The 18,566-nt window shown below is 67.3% G+C and carries 19 protein-coding genes and 1 tRNA gene; 9 read left to right on the forward strand and 11 right to left on the reverse strand.

Features of this window, described 5'->3' with window-relative positions; all coding sequences use genetic code 11:
- Positions 1–73: 73 nt before the first annotated feature.
- From cysS to MNQ99_RS16070, 4 genes are all read right to left on the reverse strand, one after another.
- Positions 74–1,534 (reverse strand): cysteine--tRNA ligase, encoded by a 1,461-nt coding sequence (cysS, locus tag MNQ99_RS16055; RefSeq protein WP_241913639.1) that lies wholly within the window; start codon positions 1,532–1,534, stop codon positions 74–76.
- Positions 1,535–1,639: 105 nt separating this feature from the next.
- On the reverse strand, positions 1,640–2,140 hold the full coding sequence (gene ispF / locus MNQ99_RS16060; protein WP_277883564.1) for a 2-C-methyl-D-erythritol 2,4-cyclodiphosphate synthase: 501 nt from the start codon (positions 2,138–2,140) through the stop codon (positions 1,640–1,642).
- A gap of 2 nt (positions 2,141–2,142) precedes the next feature.
- Positions 2,143–2,913, reverse strand: a complete 771-nt coding sequence (gene ispD, locus MNQ99_RS16065; RefSeq protein WP_241913640.1) for a 2-C-methyl-D-erythritol 4-phosphate cytidylyltransferase — start codon at positions 2,911–2,913, stop codon at positions 2,143–2,145.
- A gap of 91 nt (positions 2,914–3,004) precedes the next feature.
- Positions 3,005–3,487, reverse strand: coding sequence for a CarD family transcriptional regulator (locus MNQ99_RS16070; protein WP_127513280.1), 483 nt, complete (start codon positions 3,485–3,487; stop codon positions 3,005–3,007).
- 254 nt (positions 3,488–3,741) lie between these two features.
- Between MNQ99_RS16070 and MNQ99_RS16075 the strand changes: the two genes are divergently transcribed.
- The gene (locus MNQ99_RS16075; RefSeq protein ID WP_241913641.1) at positions 3,742–4,290 is read left to right on the forward strand and encodes a hypothetical protein; all 549 of its coding nucleotides are present in this window, start codon (positions 3,742–3,744) and stop codon (positions 4,288–4,290) included.
- An 82-nt stretch (positions 4,291–4,372) separates the two neighbouring features.
- Here MNQ99_RS16075 and MNQ99_RS16080 read toward each other — a convergent pair whose 3' ends face one another.
- Together MNQ99_RS16080 and MNQ99_RS16085 are read right to left on the reverse strand one after the other, a co-directional pair.
- Positions 4,373–5,053 carry a response regulator transcription factor gene (locus tag MNQ99_RS16080; protein ID WP_127513282.1) on the reverse strand — a complete coding sequence of 227 codons (681 nt, stop codon included), beginning with the start codon at positions 5,051–5,053 and terminating at the stop codon, positions 4,373–4,375.
- A complete protein-coding gene (locus MNQ99_RS16085) occupies positions 5,050–6,252 on the reverse strand; it encodes a sensor histidine kinase (RefSeq protein ID WP_241913642.1) in 1,203 nt (400 codons plus the stop codon). Before MNQ99_RS16085 ends, MNQ99_RS16080 begins: the two co-directional genes overlap by 4 nt.
- 174 nt (positions 6,253–6,426) lie before the next feature.
- Between MNQ99_RS16085 and phoU the strand changes: the two genes are divergently transcribed.
- Positions 6,427–7,086, forward strand: coding sequence for a phosphate signaling complex protein PhoU (phoU, locus tag MNQ99_RS16090; RefSeq protein WP_241913643.1), 660 nt, complete (start codon positions 6,427–6,429; stop codon positions 7,084–7,086).
- A 63-nt stretch (positions 7,087–7,149) separates the two neighbouring features.
- Here the strand turns inward: phoU and MNQ99_RS16095 are convergent, their stop codons facing one another.
- The gene (locus MNQ99_RS16095) at positions 7,150–7,908 is read right to left on the reverse strand and encodes a phosphoglyceromutase (RefSeq protein WP_241913644.1); all 759 of its coding nucleotides are present in this window, start codon (positions 7,906–7,908) and stop codon (positions 7,150–7,152) included.
- A 255-nt stretch (positions 7,909–8,163) separates the two neighbouring features.
- Between MNQ99_RS16095 and MNQ99_RS16100 the strand changes: the two genes are divergently transcribed.
- On the forward strand, positions 8,164–8,889 hold the full coding sequence (locus MNQ99_RS16100) for a class I SAM-dependent methyltransferase (RefSeq protein ID WP_241915404.1): 726 nt from the start codon (positions 8,164–8,166) through the stop codon (positions 8,887–8,889).
- Between the two features lie 58 nt (positions 8,890–8,947).
- Here the strand turns inward: MNQ99_RS16100 and MNQ99_RS16105 are convergent, their stop codons facing one another.
- Both MNQ99_RS16105 and MNQ99_RS16110 read right to left on the reverse strand, forming a co-directional pair.
- Positions 8,948–9,271, reverse strand: a complete 324-nt coding sequence (locus MNQ99_RS16105) for a DUF2516 family protein (RefSeq protein ID WP_127513287.1) — start codon at positions 9,269–9,271, stop codon at positions 8,948–8,950.
- Positions 9,272–9,309: 38 nt separating this feature from the next.
- On the reverse strand, positions 9,310–10,476 hold the full coding sequence (locus tag MNQ99_RS16110; RefSeq protein ID WP_241913645.1) for a trans-sulfuration enzyme family protein: 1,167 nt from the start codon (positions 10,474–10,476) through the stop codon (positions 9,310–9,312).
- Positions 10,477–10,559: 83 nt separating this feature from the next.
- On the opposite strand from MNQ99_RS16110, the gene tmk reads away from it, so the two are divergent.
- The 5 genes from tmk (at position 10,560) to MNQ99_RS16135 (ending at position 14,631) form a co-directional block, all read left to right on the forward strand.
- Entirely contained in the window at positions 10,560–11,210 is a 651-nt protein-coding gene (tmk, locus tag MNQ99_RS16115) for a dTMP kinase (RefSeq protein WP_241913646.1), read from the forward strand.
- On the forward strand, positions 11,207–12,346 hold the full coding sequence (locus tag MNQ99_RS16120; protein WP_127513290.1) for a DNA polymerase III subunit delta': 1,140 nt from the start codon (positions 11,207–11,209) through the stop codon (positions 12,344–12,346). The genes tmk and MNQ99_RS16120 overlap by 4 nt, the downstream gene beginning before the upstream one ends.
- A 47-nt stretch (positions 12,347–12,393) precedes the next feature.
- A complete protein-coding gene (locus MNQ99_RS16125) occupies positions 12,394–13,950 on the forward strand; it encodes an alpha/beta hydrolase (RefSeq protein WP_241913647.1) in 1,557 nt (518 codons plus the stop codon).
- A gap of 91 nt (positions 13,951–14,041) precedes the next feature.
- Positions 14,042–14,117, forward strand: a tRNA-Thr gene (locus MNQ99_RS16130).
- A 133-nt stretch (positions 14,118–14,250) separates the two neighbouring features.
- On the forward strand, positions 14,251–14,631 hold the full coding sequence (locus MNQ99_RS16135) for a bleomycin resistance protein (RefSeq protein WP_241913648.1): 381 nt from the start codon (positions 14,251–14,253) through the stop codon (positions 14,629–14,631).
- A gap of 49 nt (positions 14,632–14,680) precedes the next feature.
- On the opposite strand, the gene MNQ99_RS16140 is transcribed toward MNQ99_RS16135, so the two are convergent.
- Complete coding sequence (locus MNQ99_RS16140) at positions 14,681–15,100, reverse strand: hypothetical protein (RefSeq protein WP_241913649.1); 420 nt, start codon at positions 15,098–15,100, stop codon at positions 14,681–14,683.
- A gap of 51 nt (positions 15,101–15,151) precedes the next feature.
- On the opposite strand from MNQ99_RS16140, the gene MNQ99_RS16145 reads away from it, so the two are divergent.
- Positions 15,152–15,766 carry an FMN-binding negative transcriptional regulator gene (locus MNQ99_RS16145; protein ID WP_241913650.1) on the forward strand — a complete coding sequence of 205 codons (615 nt, stop codon included), beginning with the start codon at positions 15,152–15,154 and terminating at the stop codon, positions 15,764–15,766.
- A gap of 6 nt (positions 15,767–15,772) precedes the next feature.
- Here MNQ99_RS16145 and MNQ99_RS16150 read toward each other — a convergent pair whose 3' ends face one another.
- Positions 15,773–18,481, reverse strand: a complete 2,709-nt coding sequence (locus MNQ99_RS16150; RefSeq protein WP_241913651.1) for a PEP/pyruvate-binding domain-containing protein — start codon at positions 18,479–18,481, stop codon at positions 15,773–15,775.
- Positions 18,482–18,566: the final 85 nt, after the last annotated feature.

Below are 18,566 nucleotides of genomic sequence, written 5' to 3' on the forward strand. Positions count from 1 at the left end.
ACACCGGGGGTGGCCGGCTAGCCAGACGGGAACCGTCTAGCTTAAAGGGTACCGCCAACCGTGCCGGCTGCCGTCAGCCGAGGCTCCAGCTCGCGCCCTCGGCCGAGTCCTCCACCACGATTCCGGCTTCGGCCAGGGTGTCGCGGATGGCGTCGGCACGGGACCAGTCCTTGGCCGCCCGGGCCGCACGGCGCTCCTCCAACTGGGCGCGCACCAGCGTGTCCAGGGCCTGGTGCGCGGCGGTGTCCGCGCCGCCGGAATGCCAGTGCGGATCCAGCGGGTTGATGTGCAGCACGTCGGTCATGGCCATGACCTGATGCAGCGCGCGGGTGGCCGCTTCCTTGTCCTTGGCGTCCAGCGCGGTGTTGCCGGCGCGGACCGTTTCGTGCACCGCGGCCAGCGCCTGCGGCACGTTGAGGTCGTCGTCCATCGCGGCAGCAAACGCCTCCGGCACGCGTTCGGTCACTACGAACCCGAACTGCTCGCCGTAGAGGAACTTCAGCGCCCGCTGCATGAAGCCTTCGATCCGCTCCACCGCGGCGGCCGCTTCCACCAGCGAACCGGGGTTGTAGTCCAGCGCGGACCGGTACTGCGCCTGGCCCAGGTAGTAGCGGACCACCAGCGGCCTGGCGTCCTGGAGCATTTGCGCCGGCGTGATGATGTTGCCGATTGACTTGGACATCTTCTCGCCCTCGAAGGTGACCATGCCGTTGTGCATCCAGAAGTTGGCGAAGCCCTGACCGGCCGCCCGGGACTGCGCCACTTCGTTCTCGTGGTGCGGGAACCGCAGGTCCAGCCCGCCGCCGTGGATATCGAACTCGGTGCCAAGGTACTTGGTGACCATGGCCGAGCACTCCAGGTGCCAGCCCGGCCGGCCGGCGCCCCACGGGCTGGCCCAGCTGGCGGTCTCCGGCTCCCCTTCCTTGTGCCCCTTCCAGAGCGCAAAGTCGCGCGGATCCTTCTTGCCGCGCGGGCCGGCGTCGGGCGCGGCCTGCATATCCTCGATCCGCTGGTGTGTCAGCGAGCCGTATTCCGGCCAGGAACGCACGTCGAAGTAGACGTCGCCGGAGTCGTCCAGCGCAGGGTAGGCGTGGCCGCGGTCGATCAGCTGCTGGATCAGCCGGTGCATCTCCGGGATGTGGCCGGTGGCGCGCGGTTCGTAAGTCGGCCGTTCCACGCCCAGCGCGTCGTAGGCCTTGGCGAACTCCTGCTCATAGCGGTAGGCCAGCGCCCACCAGGGCTCGTTCGGGACCGGCACCATCGGGTCCTCGGCGGCGTCCGGGCGGAAGGAATCGGCGGACTTGACCAGGATCTTGTCGTCAATATCCGTCACGTTGCGCACCACCGTGACGTCATAGCCGCTGTAGCGCAGCCAGCGGGTGAGCTGGTCGAACGCGATGGCCGAGCGGATATGGCCCACGTGCGGATCCCCCTGCACCGTGGCGCCGCAGTAATAGAGCCCCACCTTGCCCGGGACCAGCGGGACGAAATCGCGGACTTGCGCGGTGGCGGTGTCATAGAATCTCAGGCTCACCGCTCTAGCGTAGCCGCGCCCGCGGTACCGGTGCGAACCGTTGAGCCCCGTTGCGCACCGCCCCAGCGCGGAGCACGGAGCCGGCAATCCGTCCGGTGTTGGCCCCTAGCGGACGGAAACAACGACGGCGGTGGCCACCGCCGCGATCCCCTCGCCACGGCCGGTGAACCCCAACCCGTCGCTGGTGGTGGCGGAAACGCTGACCGGTGCGCCGGCTGCCTCGCTGAGTACAGCCTCGGATTCGCTCCGGCGCGGGCCGAACTTGGGCCGGTTGCAGACCAGTTGGACCGCAATATTGCCGATCTCGAAGCCGGCCTCGCGGACAATCCGGGCAGCCTCGGAGAGCAGCCGCACGCCGGAAGCGCCCGCGTACTCCGGCCGGTCGGTGCCGAAGTGCGTGCCCAGGTCGCCGACCCCGGCCGCGGAGAACAGCGCGTCGGCGGCCGCGTGCGCGGCGGCATCGCCGTCGGAATGCCCGGCCAGGCCCTGCTCCCCTTCCCACAGCAGGCCGCCCAGCCACAACGGCTGAGGGTCGGCCATGGTGGCGAAAGCGTGCACGTCCACACCGATTCCGGTGCGCGGGATGGGATACGGGAAGTCGGGCACAATCAGCCTTCCATGATGCGTCGGGGCTGGCGGGCTGCCAGCAGGGCTTCGGCCACGGCCAGGTCCAGCTGCGTGGTGATCTTCAGGGCCTGCGCTGACCCGGGCACCAGCATGACGTCCACGCCGCCGCGTTCCATCAGCAGTGCCTCGTCGGTGATGCCGTCGGCCTCTCCCGGCCCCAGGCCGGCCAGGCTTTCGTGCGCCCGCGCCAACGCCGCGGCATCGAAGCCCTGCGGCGTCTGCACGGCCCGCAGGTGCGCGCGGTCAACCGTAGCCGCCACCTTTTCGGGGGCAATATCCGCCTCCGCACCGGTGCTCGGCCTGGCCGTCTTGATGGTGTCCACCACCGCTACCGCAGGAACGACGGCGCGGGCGCCGGCCGCCAGCGCGGCCGCAACCCGCTGGAACACCTCGGGCGGGGTGAGTGCCCGGGCGGCATCGTGCACCAGGACCGCGTCGACGCCGTCCCCCAGTCCGCGCAGCGCCGCGGCGACCGAGGCCGCCCGGGAGGCACCGCCGTCGACCGTTGAAATCACTACGTCCGGATGCTGCGCGGCAAAGCCGGCACAGAGCTTCCGCAGCACCGTATCCCCGGCGGGAACGGCCACGCAGATCCGTGCTGCGACCCCGGCTGCCAGGACGCCCCGGAGTGCATGCGCGAGGATCGGTTCGCCGGCCAGCGGGACCTGAGCCTTGGGCAGGCCGTAGCCCAGCCGGGTGCCGGAGCCCGCCGCTACTACGATCACGCCTACTGATGCCTGTGCTGTGCCCATCCCCCTAGCCTAATCGGGCGGCGCGGGCCGTCCGCCGGCAAGCAAAAAGCGGCCGGCATCCCGTTCGGGACGCCGGCCGCTTGGAGCACAATCAGGAGGCGAGGACCTCGTCGAGGACCTCTGCTGCCTTGTCTTCGTCGGTCTTCTCTGCCAGCGCGAGTTCGGAAACCAGGATCTGCCGTGCCTTGGCCAGCATCCGCTTCTCGCCCGCGGAGAGGCCGCGGTCATGGTCCCGGCGCCACAGGTCGCGAACAACTTCCGCTACCTTGATGACGTCGCCGGAGGCCAGCTTTTCCAGGTTCGCCTTGTAACGGCGGGACCAGTTGGTCGGCTCTTCGGTGAACTCGGCACGGAGCACATCGAACACATGCTCGAGGCCTTCCTTGCCCACCACATCGCGGACCCCGACCAGATCCACATTCTCCGCCGGAACTTCAATAGTCAGATCGCCCTGGGCAACCCGGAGCTTGAGATACATCTTCTCTTCACCCTTGATGGTGCGCATTTTGATCTCTTCGATCTTTGCTGCACCGTGGTGAGGGTAAACAACCGTCTCGCCGACCTCAAATACCATGTGTAGTATCCCCTTTCCCGACCTCTAGTTTACCATGGATAATCCAGTCACTTCCGCGAGTTTGCGGGGCTGACGGCCCTTCTGCGGGCTAAAATACAGCCCCCGACCCCCTTGACGGATCGTCGATTTGGTGCATTTGAGCGGATTCTTACAAACGTCGAATCCAGCTTTTCACCGGTTTGCCGGTAGGCTAGGCGAGGCAAGCTGCCTAGATCTGCAGCACCGCACCTGATTGATACTGAGGAGTTTCTGCCGTGAAGATTGCGCCGAAGAACCGTGTGCAGCGCACCCTTGTAGCAGGCGCCGCCGCGCTCACCCTGCTCGCATCGACCGGATGCGGCGCAATCAATGAACAGGCCACCACCAAGTCCTACTCGGCCAGCGACGGCATTGTGGCCAACGTCGGCCCCATCGGGCTGCGCAACCTGCTGGTTGTCGCCGAGAACGAAAATTCCACCGGCCGCCTCCTCGGTACCGTGGTGAACACCTCGGACTCCCCCGTACAGCTGAGCCTGACGGGCTCGGGCACCACCGCCACCGTCACCGTTCCGGCCGATGGGCAGATCCGCTTCGAGGACGAGGCGAACGAGACCACCGTGGACCGTCCCGGAGCCGCTCCGGGCGCCCTGGCCAATGTCACCGTCCGGGTGAACAACGAATCCGCCGACGTGCGGGTGCCTGTTCTGGACGGCACGCTGCCGGAGTACAGCAGCTACGTTCCCACCCCCGCACCGACCGAATCCGCCGCGCCGACGGAAACCCCGGCGCCGTCGGAGGAGCCCACCGATCAGGCCGGCGCCTGATCCCACAGACATAGACAGACAAGGCCGGGCCGCTTCCCTTCCAGGAAGCGGCCCGGCCTTTTGGTTCTCTAGCGGGGTAGGCCTACGGCTCGAATTTGTAACCCAGCCCGCGAACGGTGACCAAGTATCGCGGCGCAGAAGGATCGGGCTCGATCTTGCTGCGGAGCCGCTTGACGTGCACGTCAAGGGTCTTGGTGTCGCCGACGTAGTCGGAGCCCCACACCCGGTCGATCAGCTGACCGCGGGTCAGGACCCGGCCGGAGTTGCGCAGCAGCATCTCCAGCAGTTCGAATTCCTTTAGCGGCAGCGACACCGGTTCGCCGTCCACGCTGACCACGTGCCGTTCCACATCCATCCGCACCGGGCCGGAGGAAACGGTGTTCGGCACCAACTCCTCCGGCTCGCCCTGGCGGCGGAGTACCGCCCGCACCCGGGCCACCAGCTCGCGCGAGGAATAGGGCTTGGTGACATAGTCGTCGGCGCCCAATTCGAGTCCCACGACCTTGTCGATTTCCGAGTCCTTCGCGGTGAGCATGATGACCGGGACCGTGGAACGCTGCCGCAGCTGTCGGCATACTTCCGTTCCGGACTGTCCCGGCAGCATCAGGTCCAACAGGACCAAGTCCGCGCCGGCCCGGTCGAACGCCACGATGGCGTCCAGGCCGTTGTCCACCACTTCGACTTCGAAGCCTTCTTTACCCAACAAATAGCTCAACGGATCGCTCAGCGACTCTTCATCTTCGACGACCAGAATGCGGGTCAAGCACCGACTCCTTGTTCATGCGCCACACCGGCGCCCTGCGTACGCGGCTCCACGGATTCAGTGGCGCCGCCGTCTTCCTGCTCCATTTCCGGCAGCCGCACGGTGAAGGTGGAGCCCTGCCCGGGCTGCGACCACACCGATACTTCCCCGCCGTGCTGGGAGATGACGTGTTTGACAATGCTCAAGCCTAGGCCTGTTCCACCGGTCTGCCGCGAGCGGGCGTCGTCGAGGCGGTAGAAGCGCTCGAAGATCCGGTCTTGCTGGTCGGGGGTGATGCCCGGGCCTTGGTCGGTCACCGAGACGGTCGCGAGGCCTTCGCGCACCCGCAGGCCCACGCCCACCTTGCTTCGTTCCGGGGCGTATCGGATGGCGTTGTCGATCAGGTTCCGCAGGGCGGTGGTCAGCAATTCGGCATCGCCGTAGACCGGTACGCCAATGTTTCCGCCGACCGACAGTTCGATGTGGCGGCTTTCCGCGGTGAGCTTGTTGCGGTCCACGGCTTCGGCGACCACTGCGTTGAGGTCCACCTCGGTGCCGCCCTGCACCACGTCCGCACCCTGCAACCTGCTCAGCTCAATAATGTCCTGCACCAGCGCGCCCAACCGGCGTGCCTCTTTGTGCATCCGGCCGGCGAAGCGCCGCACGGCTTCCGCATCGTCCGCCGCGTCGTCGATGGCTTCGGCCAGCAGCGAGATGGCGCCGACCGGAGTCTTCAGCTCGTGCGAGACGTTGGCCACAAAGTCGTTGCGCATCGCCTCGGTCCGGGTAATTTCGGTCCGGTCATCGGCCAGCAGCAGGATGTACTCCTCGCCGATCGGTGCCACCCGCACCTGCACCACGATGGTGCCTTGGCCCAGCGGGCCGCGCGGCAGTTCAAGCTGCCGCTCTTCGATCACGCCGTCGCGGCGCACCCGGGCGGTCAGGCCCAACAGTTCGGAGTGCACCATCGTGTGGCCGCGGACCAGCCCGAAGGCGTAGGCGGCCGGGCTGGCGCGCACCACGCCGTCGATCGCGTCCACCACTACATAGGCGCGGCCGACGACGGACAGCACCTCGGCGGCGCCATCCGGCAGCGTAGGCTCGGCAACTTCCTGCAGCCGTCGCCGCTGGCGGTCGCTCAGGCCGAACGCGAGCACGCCGAAGCTGCCCAGCGCCAAGCCGATGAGGCCTGCCAGCAAGCCGATAGTCAGTGGGTCCACGCCTCTAGCTTAGGCGCAGCCCCGCCCAGCTTCAGGCGCATCCAGTAGTAATCGCAGGTCCGTTCAACTAACGTTCACCTGAGGCGACGTAATAGTTAACCACAGCCTGACAAGGTGTGATGCGAATGGGATGCTAGGTCCCGTATGCTCACGAACACAACCGAAAGGACGCCAGTGCGCAAGGTTTTCCAGGCCGAGCTCCATCAAGTCGGAGAACAGCTGGTCGAGATTTCCCGGCTGGTCACCGAGGCGATGCAAAAGGCAACCACTGCGCTCGATACTGCAGACATCGAGCTGGCCCAGGAAGTCATTGCCGCCGACGCCCGGATCGATTTCCTCCAGACGGATCTGGACGAGCGCTCCATCGACATTCTGGCGCTGCAAGGACCGGTCGCTTCCGACCTGCGCATGATTGTGGGCGCACTGCGGATGAGCACCTCGCTGGAGCGGATGGGCGACCTTGCCCGGCATATCGCCCAGTTGGTCCGCCTGCGCTACCCGGACCCCGTGATCCCCGAGTCAATGCGCGGGACGTTCCGCGAATTTGCCGAGAAGGACATTGCGATCTCGGAGAAGCTGACCGAACTCCTCGAGGCCCGCGACCTGGACCTTTCCGCCGAGATCGACATGATCAACTCCCGGGTCAACGAACTGCACGCCGGCGTCTTCAAGGCCATCGCCGATCCGGCCTGGGACTCGTCCGGACCGACCACGGTGGACGTCTCGCTGGCCAGCCGCTACTTCGAGCGCTTCGCCGACCACGGCGTCTCGGTCTCCCGCAAGGTGACCTATTTGGTGACCGGCGAGTGGCGGCCCAACGGCCAGTCCGTCTAGGCGCAGACTTAAACCGGAAGGTCGGCTCCCCGCGGGGAGCCGACCTTCCGGTTTAAGTCGCGGTTACTTTTTGCCCTGGTTCGCCACGGCCTGGATGGCTTCCGCGGCGGCGTCGGCGTCCAGATAGGTGCCGCCCTGGTTGACCGGCTTCAGGTTCTCGTCCAGTTCGTACACCAGCGGGATGCCGGTGGGGATGTTCAGCCCGGCGATGTCGTCGTCGCTGATGCCGTCCAAGTGCTTGACCAGCGCGCGCAACGAGTTGCCGTGCGCGGCCACCAGCACGGTCTTGCCAGCTGCGAGGTCCACCGAAATGTCCGACTCCCAGTACGGCAGGAAACGATCCAGCACGTCCTTGAGGCACTCGGTCCGTGGCACGTTGTCCCCCAGATCCGCGTAGCGCGGGTCGTTGACCTGCGACCACTCGCTGGCGTCGTCCAAGGCGGGCGGCGGGGTGTCATAGGAGCGGCGCCACATCATGAACTGATCCTCGCCGAACTCGTTGCGGATCTGCGCCTTGTCTTTGCCCTGCAGGGCACCGTAGTGGCGTTCGTTCAACCGCCAGCTGCGCTTGACATCGATCCAGCTGCGGTCCGCAGACTCCAGCGCAATGTTGGCGGTGACAATGGCGCGCTTCAGCCGGGAAGTGTACAGAACGTCCGGCAGCAGGTTGTGCTCGACCAGCAACTCGCCTCCGCGGTGCGCTTCCTTGCGTCCCAGATCGGTCAGCGGGACGTCGACCCAGCCGGTGAAGAGGTTCTTTTCGTTCCAGTCGCTCTGCCCGTGGCGCAACAGGACCAGCGTGTGTTTCGAAGTGGAAGTCATGGCTGCAATCCTAGCGGAGTACCGCCCCGGCACCGGCGGCTCCGGCGGGACGTTACGCTGCCGGATGTCTCCGGAGCGTGGAGGAAATTCCCCCGTGAGCTTCGGCACAATCAGCCCCGCAGCGGCATCTGGCGGGCCGCGGTTCCCTTATTCTTTTTTCTCGTGCCCCAGACGTCCGCGACCGCCACCCGGCCGGTCCGCCGACCCATCGGAACCGTCACCCGGGGCACCACCAATCCCAACCGGCTGCGACGGATGGACCGCTGGCTGGCTGGCCCAGAGGCCACCCGCCTGCGCCGGGCCGCGGATCCGTTGGTCATCGACCTGGGCTATGGGGCAGCGCCAACCACCGCCGTCGAACTCCACCAGCGCCTCTGCCGGGTGCGCGCCGATGTGGAAGTGATCGGCATTGAGATCGAGCCGGCCCGCGTCGCCGTCGCCAAGCCCCTGGAACGTCCGGGCCTGAGCTTCCGCCAGGGCGGGTTCGAAATCCCGGTATCCGGCCGCCGGCCCGCGGTGGTCCGCGCGTTCAACGTGCTGCGGCAGTACCCGGAATCCGAATTCGGCGCAGCGTGGGACACGGTTCGCGCCAGGCTGGCACCCGGCGGGCTGTTCATCGACGGCACCTGCGATGAGATCGGGCGCCGGGCCACGTGGATCGCGGTCGCCCCGGAAGGCCCGCTCTCGCTGAGCATTTCGCTGCGCTTCGGCGCGTTCGCCCGTCCGTCGGAGGTGGCCGAGCGGCTTCCCAAGGCCCTCATCCACCACAACATCCCGGGCGAGCCAGTGCACCGCTACCTTCAGGCGCTGGACCGGGCGTGGGCGGACGCGGCACCGCTGGCAGCGTTCGGCTACCGGCAGCGCTGGCTGGCCATGTGCACATCAATGCACGACGCCGGTTGGCCTGTTTTGGATGGCCCCTCGCGTTGGCGCCTGGGCGAGGTCACCGTGGCGTGGCGGGCCGTCGCGCCCTCGGCGTGACGCAGTCGCTCCCTCCGCAGGAGCGGGGAGCACGCCTGTTATCAGGCTGGCGCGGCGCTCACCAGGGGTAGGCCGATCCGCCGCCCTTGACCTCGATCAGGGCGGGCTTGACGTCCGCCAGGTAGACGCCTGCAGCGGCCACGGCTGCCAGCTGGAAGATCATCCACGTCCCCAGGCCGCCGGCCCCCAGTGCGGCCAGTGCCCCTACTGCCGTGGCGGCCACCAGCACGCCTACCCAGAAGCCCTTGGTCTTCTTGAACGCGGCCTGGAAATAGTCTGCCTTGCGGCCCACGCAGTCCGCCAGCGCCCACAGTTCAATAACCAGGGCGATCAGCCCCAGGGCCATGTAGAGCCAGTACTGGATGTCGTAGGCAAGTTGCACGCCTTAAGCCTAACTGGTGGGGGTATGTTTCGGCAGCCTCACACGTCGGCGGCGGTGAGGGCCTGTTCCAGGTCCGCCCACAGGTCTGCCGGGTTCTCGATTCCCACCGACAGCCGCAGCAGGTTCTCCGGCACGCTTTCCGGCTCGTTGACATGGCGCCGGCGCCGCTCGATCAGGGATTCGACCCCGCCCAGCGACGTTGCCGGCAGCCACAGCTGCAGCGCGTCGATGACCTTGTCCGCGGCGGCGGCACCACCCTTGACCTGGATGGCGATGATGGAGCCGAAGCCATCCATCTGGGCGGCGGCACGGGCGTGGCCCGGATCTTCGGGCAGGCCGGGGTACCGCACGGCCTCCACGGCCGGGTGCTGCTGCAATTTGCGCGCCAGCTCACCCGCGGTGGCTTGGGAGCGCTCGATCCGCAGCGCCATGGTCCGCACGCCGCGCAGCGCCAGCCAGGTCTCGAACGGTCCGGCGATGGCCCCGTGCAGCGACCGGTGCACCAGCAGCTTAGAGCGCAGCTCTTCGTTGGAGGTCACGACGGCGCCCAGCACCACGTCCGAATGGCCGGCCAGATATTTGGTCACCGAATGCACCACGACGTCGACCCCCGCCGCCAGCGGACGCTGGCCCAACGGGGTGGAAAAGGTATTGTCGGCGACCACGAGTGCGCCGGCCTGGTGCGCGGCGCTGGCCAGCGCCTCCACTTCGGCGATCTCGAGCATCGGGTTGGTCGGGCTTTCCAGCCACAGCATGTCGGCGCCGCCCAGCTGAGCCGTTACTGCAGCGGTGTCCGCAATGTCCACCGTGCGCAGCTTCAGTTCGCCCCGCTCGGCCATTTGCTCGGCCATGGCCAGGCTGCCCTGGTAGCTGTGCCTCGGCATCACCAGGACGCCGCCGGACGGAATCAGCGACAGCGCGGCCGAGACGGCGGCCAGGCCCGACGCGAAAACAAGGCCGGGCAGCGCGGCGCCTTCCAGCTCGGCCAAGGTCTCTTCGAACGGGTCCCAAGTGGGGTTGGAATACCGCCCGTACGCGCGGTCCCCCTGGACCACTTCGCCGCGGCCGAAGAACGTGGAGGACAACACCACCGGCGGATTGACCGGGGCGTCGTGGTCACGGGGCGGCCGTCCGGCAGACACCACCACGGTGTCCGGAGCAAGATGCGCGGCATGCTGTAGGTCGCGGGAGGAGGCGTCGGTCATGACAGCAGATTAGTACCGGCCGTGATCCACACGCTAACTGTGACCGTCCCGCGTGCACCGACGATTCCGGCTAGGCTAATCAGGTGAGTTCCGACCGCCAGCCCGCCAACGCCAGCGGCCTCTTCATCGCATTCGAAGGCGGGGACGGGGCCGGAAAATCAACCCAGGCCAGCGCCGTCGAACACCGCCTGCGGGCCATGGGCCGCACGGTGCTCCGGACCCGCGAGCCGGGCGGCACGCCCGTCGGCGAGAAGCTGCGCGCATTGGTGCTCGAACACGGCCACGGCCAGATTGATGCCCGCACCGAAGCGTTGATCTTTTCCGCCTCCCGCGCCGCCCACGTTGAACAGGTCATCCGGCCGGCGCTCGAACGCGGCGACGTGGTGCTGTGCGACCGGTTCATCGACTCCTCGGTGGCGTACCAAGGGGCCGGACGCGGACTCGGCCTGACGGAAGTCCGGGAGCTTAACCTGTGGGCCACGGAACGGCTGCTGCCGGACCTGACCGTCCTCTTGGACGTCGCCCCGCAGCAGGGCCGCGACCGCCGCACGGCCGGCGACGCCGCCGAAGACCGGCTGGAGTCCGAACCCGACGACTTCCACTCGCGGATCCGCGGGGCGTTCCTGGAGTTGGCCGGAGCTGCCCCGGAGAAATATCTGGTCCTGGACGCGAGCGCCGGACGGGAAGAACTCACCGCGGCCATCATGGACCGTGTCCAGGAGCTGATCGCATGAGCGTCTGGTCCGATTTGCCCGGCCAGAGTGCGGTGATCGAACAGCTCAGCCGCGCGGCGGCAGCCGAACGCCCCGCGCACGCCTGGCTGTTTACCGGCCCACCCGGATCCGGTCGCAGCAACGCCGCCAAGGCCTTCGCCGCCGCGCTGCTGTGCGAACAGCAGGATCCGGCCGAGCGCGGCTGCGGAACCTGCCACGCTTGCCGCACGGTGCTGGCCGGCTCCAACGCGGACGCCACCCTGGTGGCGACCGAGAACGTGACCTTCTCCATCCAGGAGATGCGCGAGCTGGTCGGCAAGGCGCAGGACAAGCCGTCCTCGGGACGCTGGCGCGTGATCATCATCGAGGACGCGGACCGGATGACCGAACGCACCACCAACGTGCTGCTCAAGGCCATCGAGGAACCGCCGCCGCGGACCATCTGGATGCTGTGCACTCCCAGCCCGGCGGACGTGCTGGTCACCATCCGCTCGCGCTGCCGCCCGGTCAGCCTGCGCATTCCGCCGGCCGACGACGTCGCGGCGCTGCTGGTCCGCCGGGACGGCGCCGATCCCGAATTGGCCGGTTTCGCCGCCCGGGTCTCCCAGAGCCACATCGGTGTGGCCCGCCGTCTGGCCGCCGACGCCGACGCGCGCCACCGACGCGACACGATTGTCCGGCTGCCGCTGCGGCTGCGCGGCGTGGCCGATGCCGTCACCGCCGCCGGCGAGCTGGTGGACATTTCCAATGCCGACGCCGCGGCCGCCTCCGAACAGCGCAACGAATCCGAGCGCGAAGCATTGCTGATCGCGCTGGGTGCACCGGAAAAGGGCGCCATGCCGCCGGCCATCCGCAGCCAGCTCAAGCGGCTGGAAGAAGACCAGAAACGCCGCGCCAAGCGCAGCCTCAGCGACTCGCTGGACCGGGTGTTGATCGACCTGAGCACCTTCTTTCGCGACGTGCTCACGGTGCAACTGGGAACGGGCACCGAGCTGGTCAACGAATACCTGCGCCAGGACCTCACCAGCTACGCGGAACGATCCACCCCCGAACAGACGTTGGGCAGGATGGACGCCATCGCCCAGGCCAGGCAGCGCCTGGGCACCAACGTTGCCCCCGTCCTGGCCATGGAAGCCATGGCCGTCAGCCTGCTCTGAGTCCCCACCGGGACTTCGCCCGCAGCAACTACCCAGGAGCCGCCCGCATGCCCAGCACCAGCCACAGGCACCCCTCGTCACAGCTGCGCCATTCCGCTGCGGCGGTGCTGGCCGCCGTCGTCCTTCTGCTGGGCACCGGTTGTTCGGTCATCGCGCCGGAACAGGCGCGCGAGCCCGCGGATCCGGCCCAGGTGACCAACGGTGTGGCCGAAGAGCTGATGCCTTTCTACACGCAGGCCGTTGACTGGAAGCCCTGCGAAAACGGTTTGGAATGCGCCGACATTGACGTGCCGCTGGACTACGCGGACGCCGGCGGCGAGAAAATCAAGATCGCCGCGATCCGCAGCGACGCCGGCGGCTCCGCCCAGGGGTCCATCCTGGTGAATCCGGGCGGTCCCGGAGCCTCCGGCTACGACCTGCTGCGCGACGGCCTGCAGACGATGTTCTCCGAGCGGCTCCGCAGCGACTACGACCTGGTGGGCTTCGACCCGCGCGGGGTCCAGCGGTCCGCTCCGGTCACCTGCCAGACCGATGCCGAACGCGATCAGGCCCGGGAGACGGATTACAACCGCGACTCGGATGCTGATATTGAGCGTGCCATCGAGGACGCCGCCAAGCTCGCGGCCAAGTGCGCCGAGAAGACCGGTCCGGTGCTGGGCCAAGTGGACACGGTCAGCGCAGCCAAGGACATGGACATCCTCCGCGCAGTGGTCGGTGATGAAAAGCTGAATTACCTGGGCTTCTCCTACGGCACGTTCCTGGGCGCCACCTATGCCGGGCTCTTCCCGGAACGGACGGGACGGATGGTGCTCGACGGCGCGCTGGATCCCGCGCTGAGCAACGAGCAGGTCACGCTGGGCCAGGCGGCCGCTTTCGAGGATGCCATCCACGCCTACACGGCGTACTGCCTGGACAATGCCGGCTGCCCGATGAGCGGCAGTGTGGACACCGCCGTCGGCCAATTGAGGGATCTGATCCGCTCTGTCGAAGAGAGCCCGCTCACCGCGCCCGACGGCCGCCTGGTGCCCGTGGGCACCTTTGTGTCCGGCCTGCTGGTCCCGCTGTACGACGACGCCAGTTGGCCGGTCCTGACCCAGGCCCTGACCACCGCGTTCCGGGGCGATCCAAGCAGCATGCTGTTGCTGGCCGACGCCGGGGCCGGACGCGATCAGGACGGCCACTACACCAACAACACCACGGACGCCTTCATGGCGATCAACTGCCTGGACTACCCGATGGTGACCGATCTGGCCGGCATGCGCCAGGACGCCAAGGAACTGGAGCAGGCCTCCCCCACCATCGGCCGCTACCTGGCCTTCGGCGGGGCGAACTGCCGGGACTGGCCGTACGAACCAACGGGTGAACGCGCCCCGATCCACGCGGAGGGCGCCGCCCCCATCCTGGTAGTCGGCACCACCGGGGATCCTGCCACCCCCTATGAGTGGTCCGAATCGATGGCCGCGCAACTGCAGTCGGCCACGCTGCTGACCTACGAGGGCGAGGGACACACGGCCTACGGGCGCGGGAACACCTGCATCCGCGAGGCCGTGGACGGCTACTTCGCCGACGGGACCTTGCCTGCCGACGGCACCGTCTGCTCCTAGGCCACGGCGGTCCGGTCCGTTTTGACCGGCCCGCCACGGCTCCCATATAGTGGTTCTTCGTGGATTCAGCCCGGCAACGGTGCAGCGTCCCGCCTCCTTAGCTCAGTCGGTAGAGCGTTTCACTCGTAATGAAAAGGTCGCCAGTTCGATTCTGGCAGGGGGCTCCAGCGCAAAGCCCGTCACAGCGATGTGACGGGCTTTTCCATGTCTGCCAGCACTCGCCGCTGATGGCTCTGGTTGCCGGGGCCGCGTGCGGTGCGGAAACTTGACGCGTCGCGTCCCCTCAGTGAGCATCGGGGAATGAAGGAAAACCACACCGGCGCCGCTGAGGAGACGGTAATCCTGCGCTCGATAGCGCCTGTGTTCTCGACTGCCAATCTGAGGCAATGGCTGGAGCACTATCGCAACCTCGGGTTCGACGTCGAAGCCCATGACGAGGACTACGGATTTGCAGCGCTGGGACCCGTCGAACTGCATGTCTCGCGCAATCCGGACCATGACCCGCGCACTACGGCGGGCTGCGCCTATCTGGATGTCAGCAACGCGGACACCGTGTGGCGACGCTGGTCCAGCGTCTCAGGTGGCACGAACGTCGAACCCACTAATACCGATTACGGAATCCGTGAGGGCGCGCACATAGATCCAGACGGCAATCTCCTCCGCTTCGGTCATCGGTTATGAGCGACTGCTTGCTCAGCTCAAAGAGCGGGGCGTCAGCATGTCGGTGCGCTCAGTTGCTGGTCCACATCCCATCGATGATGCCTGCGTAAGATGGCTCGCTGGGTTCGTTGTTGTTTGCGTCCTCGTAGCGAAGAACGATCCAATCTGACTGGTGAGCGGACGCGCCCAGGGATTCGGCAAACTCCCGGGCGTCCTCACGGAACCAGAACTGGTAGATGGACAACTCCTGAGCTTGAAGGGCCTCCCTGCATCGGAGGTGCGCGCCGCATTCTTCGCTGGTCGTATCAAGGGCTTTCGTCACCGGGAGTCCTGCATGGCCAAACGCCTCGGCGGCAAGGCCCGGGGTCAGGTACCAGCGGTTGAAAAGGGTTCCATGGAGCAGCGCCAGTACGGGGATGAAGACTGCTATCAGCCCTAGAGTCCAGCGCCGACGACGGACTCTCCTGTACGGATCCGCATGCTCCCCCATACCTTGATCCTAGCTACTGTTTGCCGGCGCCTTACCCGAAAGGAGTCCCCGATGCGGCACACCCCGGCTTACCTGATGACGGACCCCGACGAGGTCAAGCGGCTGATCCGGAACAGCCCCTGGGCCACCTTCGTGTCCGCGACAAGCAACGGCCTGGTTGCCTCCCACTACCCCGTGTTGCTTGAGGAGGACCGTGACGAGATCACCATCGTCAGTCACTTCGGCCGCCCCGACGACGCGTTGCACGAGCTTGGCAGCCACGAGATTCTGGTCATCATCCAAGGTCCGCATGATTACGTTTCGCCCAGCTGGTACGCACCCGGTGACCTGGTACCCACGTGGAACCACGTCACCGCGCATCTTTACGGAACTCCGGAAATCCTTACCGACGACGAGAACTACGAAGTGCTCACCCGTCTCACTGACCACTTTGAGCAGCATCACCCTGGCGGCCGGCACCTCAGCGAAGACGAGCAGGGAACCCGCCGCATAGCCAAGGGAACCGTCGGGCTGCGGATGCACGTGGAACGCTTTGATGCGAGAGCTAAACTCAGCCAGAACAAGCAGCCCAACATCGTGCAGAACGTGATCGCCCACCTGGCGGAGCGCAATCCTGCCATCACCGAGGAAATGCGGCGAACGCACACCCCGTCCGCCGGCATCTAATGCCCTCTAAGTGGCGGGCGGGTGTTCGGTGGTGACGGTGCCGGCGTCGCCGTCGACGTGGATCCGCTGGCCGCTGGTGATGCGTTGCGTGGCCACCCCCGTGCCGAGCACGGCGGGGATGCCGTATTCCCGGGCCACGATGGAGCTGTGGCTCAAGGGGCCGCCGACGTCGGTGACCACGGCCGAGGCCATCGCGAACAGCGGCGTCCAGGCGGGAGTGGTGATGCGGGCGACCAGGACGTCCCCGGGCGCCATCCGGCCGAAGTCCTCCGGCCCAGCCAGGACCCGGGCGGCAGCGGTGATCCGGCCGGGACTGGCTCCGATCCCTTTGATGATGCCGTCGGCCTGCTGGGACCGCGCGGGCATCATTGACCCGAAGGCTCGTTCCATCAGCCTGCTCTCGGGCAGCATTTGCGGAGCGGCGGCTTTCAGCTGGCCCCGCCACAGCATCTTGCGCTCCTCGACGGCGTCTGCCCGGACGGGGCGGTCTGCTCCGGTAATGGCTACCGCCCGTACGTCCGGCTGCTCGGGCACGCTCTGAATTCCCGAGTTTTCCGGGGCTTCCCGGGTCCGTGGTGCGGCCAGGCCGAAGTCGACGGCGCTGGCCAGTTCCCGATGGCGCAGCCAGAACACGTCGGCAGGCTCGGCAATCACCGCCGCCTCGACCAGCCGTTGTCCGAGCTCCAGCAGCATCCGGCGGATCAGCGGCCAGGCCAGGCCGACGTCGGCCAAGGCGTCCTCGCGGATGGGTGCGGCTTTCTGCGCCCACCGCAGCAACCGGAGGAACGCGGCGCCCCTGCGGGTCCGTCCGAGCCGGGCGGCGATGCGGTTGGTGTGGTCTTCCCTGCGGGCTGCTGACATTCTCTGCCGTTCGTGCGGGTCTTGGCCCTGGCCGCGCAGGTAGAACTTCACCGTTTCCAGCAGCGGGGTAGGATCATCGGCCGGCACCGAATGGATGAAGTCAAGGTTGTAGACCGTGTGGCCGAACCGGTCGAGGTGGGCCTGGAGCCGCGGCTGCCACTGCAGCCACAGTGCAGGGTCCACCCCGGCAGGAGGGGACCCGGTGCGCTGCGCGTCGGCCAGCATCTTTGCCGATGCGCCCAGGAGCGCCGCGGCCAGGCCCGGCACCCCGCGGGCCCAGGCTGCGAGGTCGTAGAGAGACTTTTCCGCCCGGATGGGTTCGCTTTCATAGCCCAGCAGGAACGTCACGGCGGGAGGATCTTCCTTGCGGCGGACGGCCTTGTTGTAATACGCCCGGAAGGAGATTTCGCTGGTCGCGGCGATGGGAATGATGGACTGTACCGCCGTGTAGTACACGGCGCAGGCATCCACCAAGGACTGCACGCCCTCCAGCAGTTCCGCTCCCGACAGTTTTCCTACCAGCTTCGCCGACCAGTCCGCAACGATCCGCTCATAGCGGGGGTGCGAGAATTCGCGCCACCCGGTGACTCCCATGTGTGCTTTGCCGCGAACCAGTGCCGCCATCGCGGCCGGTGTCCGGCCCAACATCCGCACCATCGCCCGATTGCGGTAGTAGTAGTAGGCGTAGCCGTTGACGGTGGGCAGCCCAACGTCGCCGTCGTGAATGACGTTCTTGCCCACGGCCTCGCCCATCAGGACTCTGAGCGACCGGGACACGGCGCCGTCGATCAGGTCGGCGAACAGCGGCGAGAGCGGGTCCGGCAGCTGTTCCACGATGCTTGCGCGGAAGTAGAGCCCGTTCCGGTAGGGCACGGGCCAGCTGTCCGGGGGGTCGGCCGCGGGCTCCGGCAGCGCCGTGATGGGCCGGGACTGCAGGAAGAAGAATCCGTCACCCGTTCGAGCCCACTCGATGTCCTGCGGCGCGCCGAAGTGATCCCCGATCTGTGCGCCGTAGCGGGCCAGGGCGGCCGCCTCCGGATCATCCAGCACCTGCTGGCTGCGGCCCTCCTGCGGCACCGGCTGCACCCGGGTGCCTTGTTCCGCGTAGACAGTCATGACGTCCTTATCCGCTGTCCGCCGCGAGAGCACGTGGCCCGTCACCGCGTCGACGACGATGTTGTCGGGGGTGACCGTTCCGCTGACCACTGATTCGCCCAGGCCCCAGGCGGCACTGATCACGATCTGGTCGCGGCGCCCGTTGGCCGGATTAGCGGTAAACATCACCCCGGCCGCGTCGGCCCCGATCATCCGCTGGACGACCACTGCCAGGCGCACCGACGCCGGCCCGATGCCTTCACGCGCGCGGTAGGCCATGGCGCGGGCCGTCCACAGCGAAGCCCAGCAGCCGGTCACGGCCGTGGCCAGGGACTCCCTCCCGTGCACATTGAGGTAGCTATCCTGTTGGCCGGCGAAGCTGGCCGAGGCGAGGTCCTCCGCGGTGGCGGAGGAACGCACCGCCACCGCCGCATCCCCATGACCGAGACTCTGATAGGCGGCGCCGAGTTCGGCGGCGACCTCGGCCGGCATGGTGCCGCCGGTGAACAGGGTACGGATCCGATCCGAGGCCTGCTGGTAGTCCTGCATCGCCGCCTGCGGTCCAAGGGCGGCCAGCTCCTGGATGCCCGCCGCAAGGTGATTGGCCTCCACAAAGGCCGCGTAGGCCGCGGTGCTCAACACAAATCCAGCAGGCACTGGCACCCCGGCCCGAATGAGGCCGCCCAAGCCAACGCCCTTGCCACCGACCGCGGCAAGATCCCCTTCTCCCACATCGTCGAAATGCTTGACGTAGGCCATGAGCGTGCGTCCGTTCCGCCCGGAACCGGGCCGTCGACACTGGCACCTGATTGCCAACATGATGGCACGCCCGGACTCAGGAGGC

Origin of the sequence: Arthrobacter sulfonylureivorans, assembly GCF_022637435.1 — a bacterium.
GTDB classification, from domain to species: domain Bacteria; phylum Actinomycetota; class Actinomycetes; order Actinomycetales; family Micrococcaceae; genus Crystallibacter; species Crystallibacter sulfonylureivorans.

What these genes read in the sequence shown, in the direction of transcription:
- ispD (WP_241913640.1), bottom strand. Translation starts at nt 2,913, where the DNA reads ATGGGCACAGCACAGGCATCAGTAGGCGTGATCGTAGTAGCGGCGGGC.
- MNQ99_RS16070 (WP_127513280.1), bottom strand. Translation starts at nt 3,487, where the DNA reads ATGGTATTTGAGGTCGGCGAGACGGTTGTTTACCCTCACCACGGTGCA.
- MNQ99_RS16095 (WP_241913644.1), bottom strand. Translation starts at nt 7,908, where the DNA reads ATGACTTCCACTTCGAAACACACGCTGGTCCTGTTGCGCCACGGGCAG.
- MNQ99_RS16100 (WP_241915404.1), top strand. Translation starts at nt 8,164, where the DNA reads ATGGACCGCTGGCTGGCTGGCCCAGAGGCCACCCGCCTGCGCCGGGCC.
- MNQ99_RS16110 (WP_241913645.1), bottom strand. Translation starts at nt 10,476, where the DNA reads ATGACCGACGCCTCCTCCCGCGACCTACAGCATGCCGCGCATCTTGCT.
- MNQ99_RS16120 (WP_127513290.1), top strand. Translation starts at nt 11,207, where the DNA reads ATGAGCGTCTGGTCCGATTTGCCCGGCCAGAGTGCGGTGATCGAACAG.
- MNQ99_RS16125 (WP_241913647.1), top strand. Translation starts at nt 12,394, where the DNA reads ATGCCCAGCACCAGCCACAGGCACCCCTCGTCACAGCTGCGCCATTCC.
- MNQ99_RS16135 (WP_241913648.1), top strand. Translation starts at nt 14,251, where the DNA reads ATGAAGGAAAACCACACCGGCGCCGCTGAGGAGACGGTAATCCTGCGC.
- MNQ99_RS16140 (WP_241913649.1), bottom strand. Translation starts at nt 15,100, where the DNA reads ATGGGGGAGCATGCGGATCCGTACAGGAGAGTCCGTCGTCGGCGCTGG.
- MNQ99_RS16145 (WP_241913650.1), top strand. Translation starts at nt 15,152, where the DNA reads ATGCGGCACACCCCGGCTTACCTGATGACGGACCCCGACGAGGTCAAG.
- MNQ99_RS16150 (WP_241913651.1), bottom strand. Translation starts at nt 18,481, where the DNA reads ATGGCCTACGTCAAGCATTTCGACGATGTGGGAGAAGGGGATCTTGCC.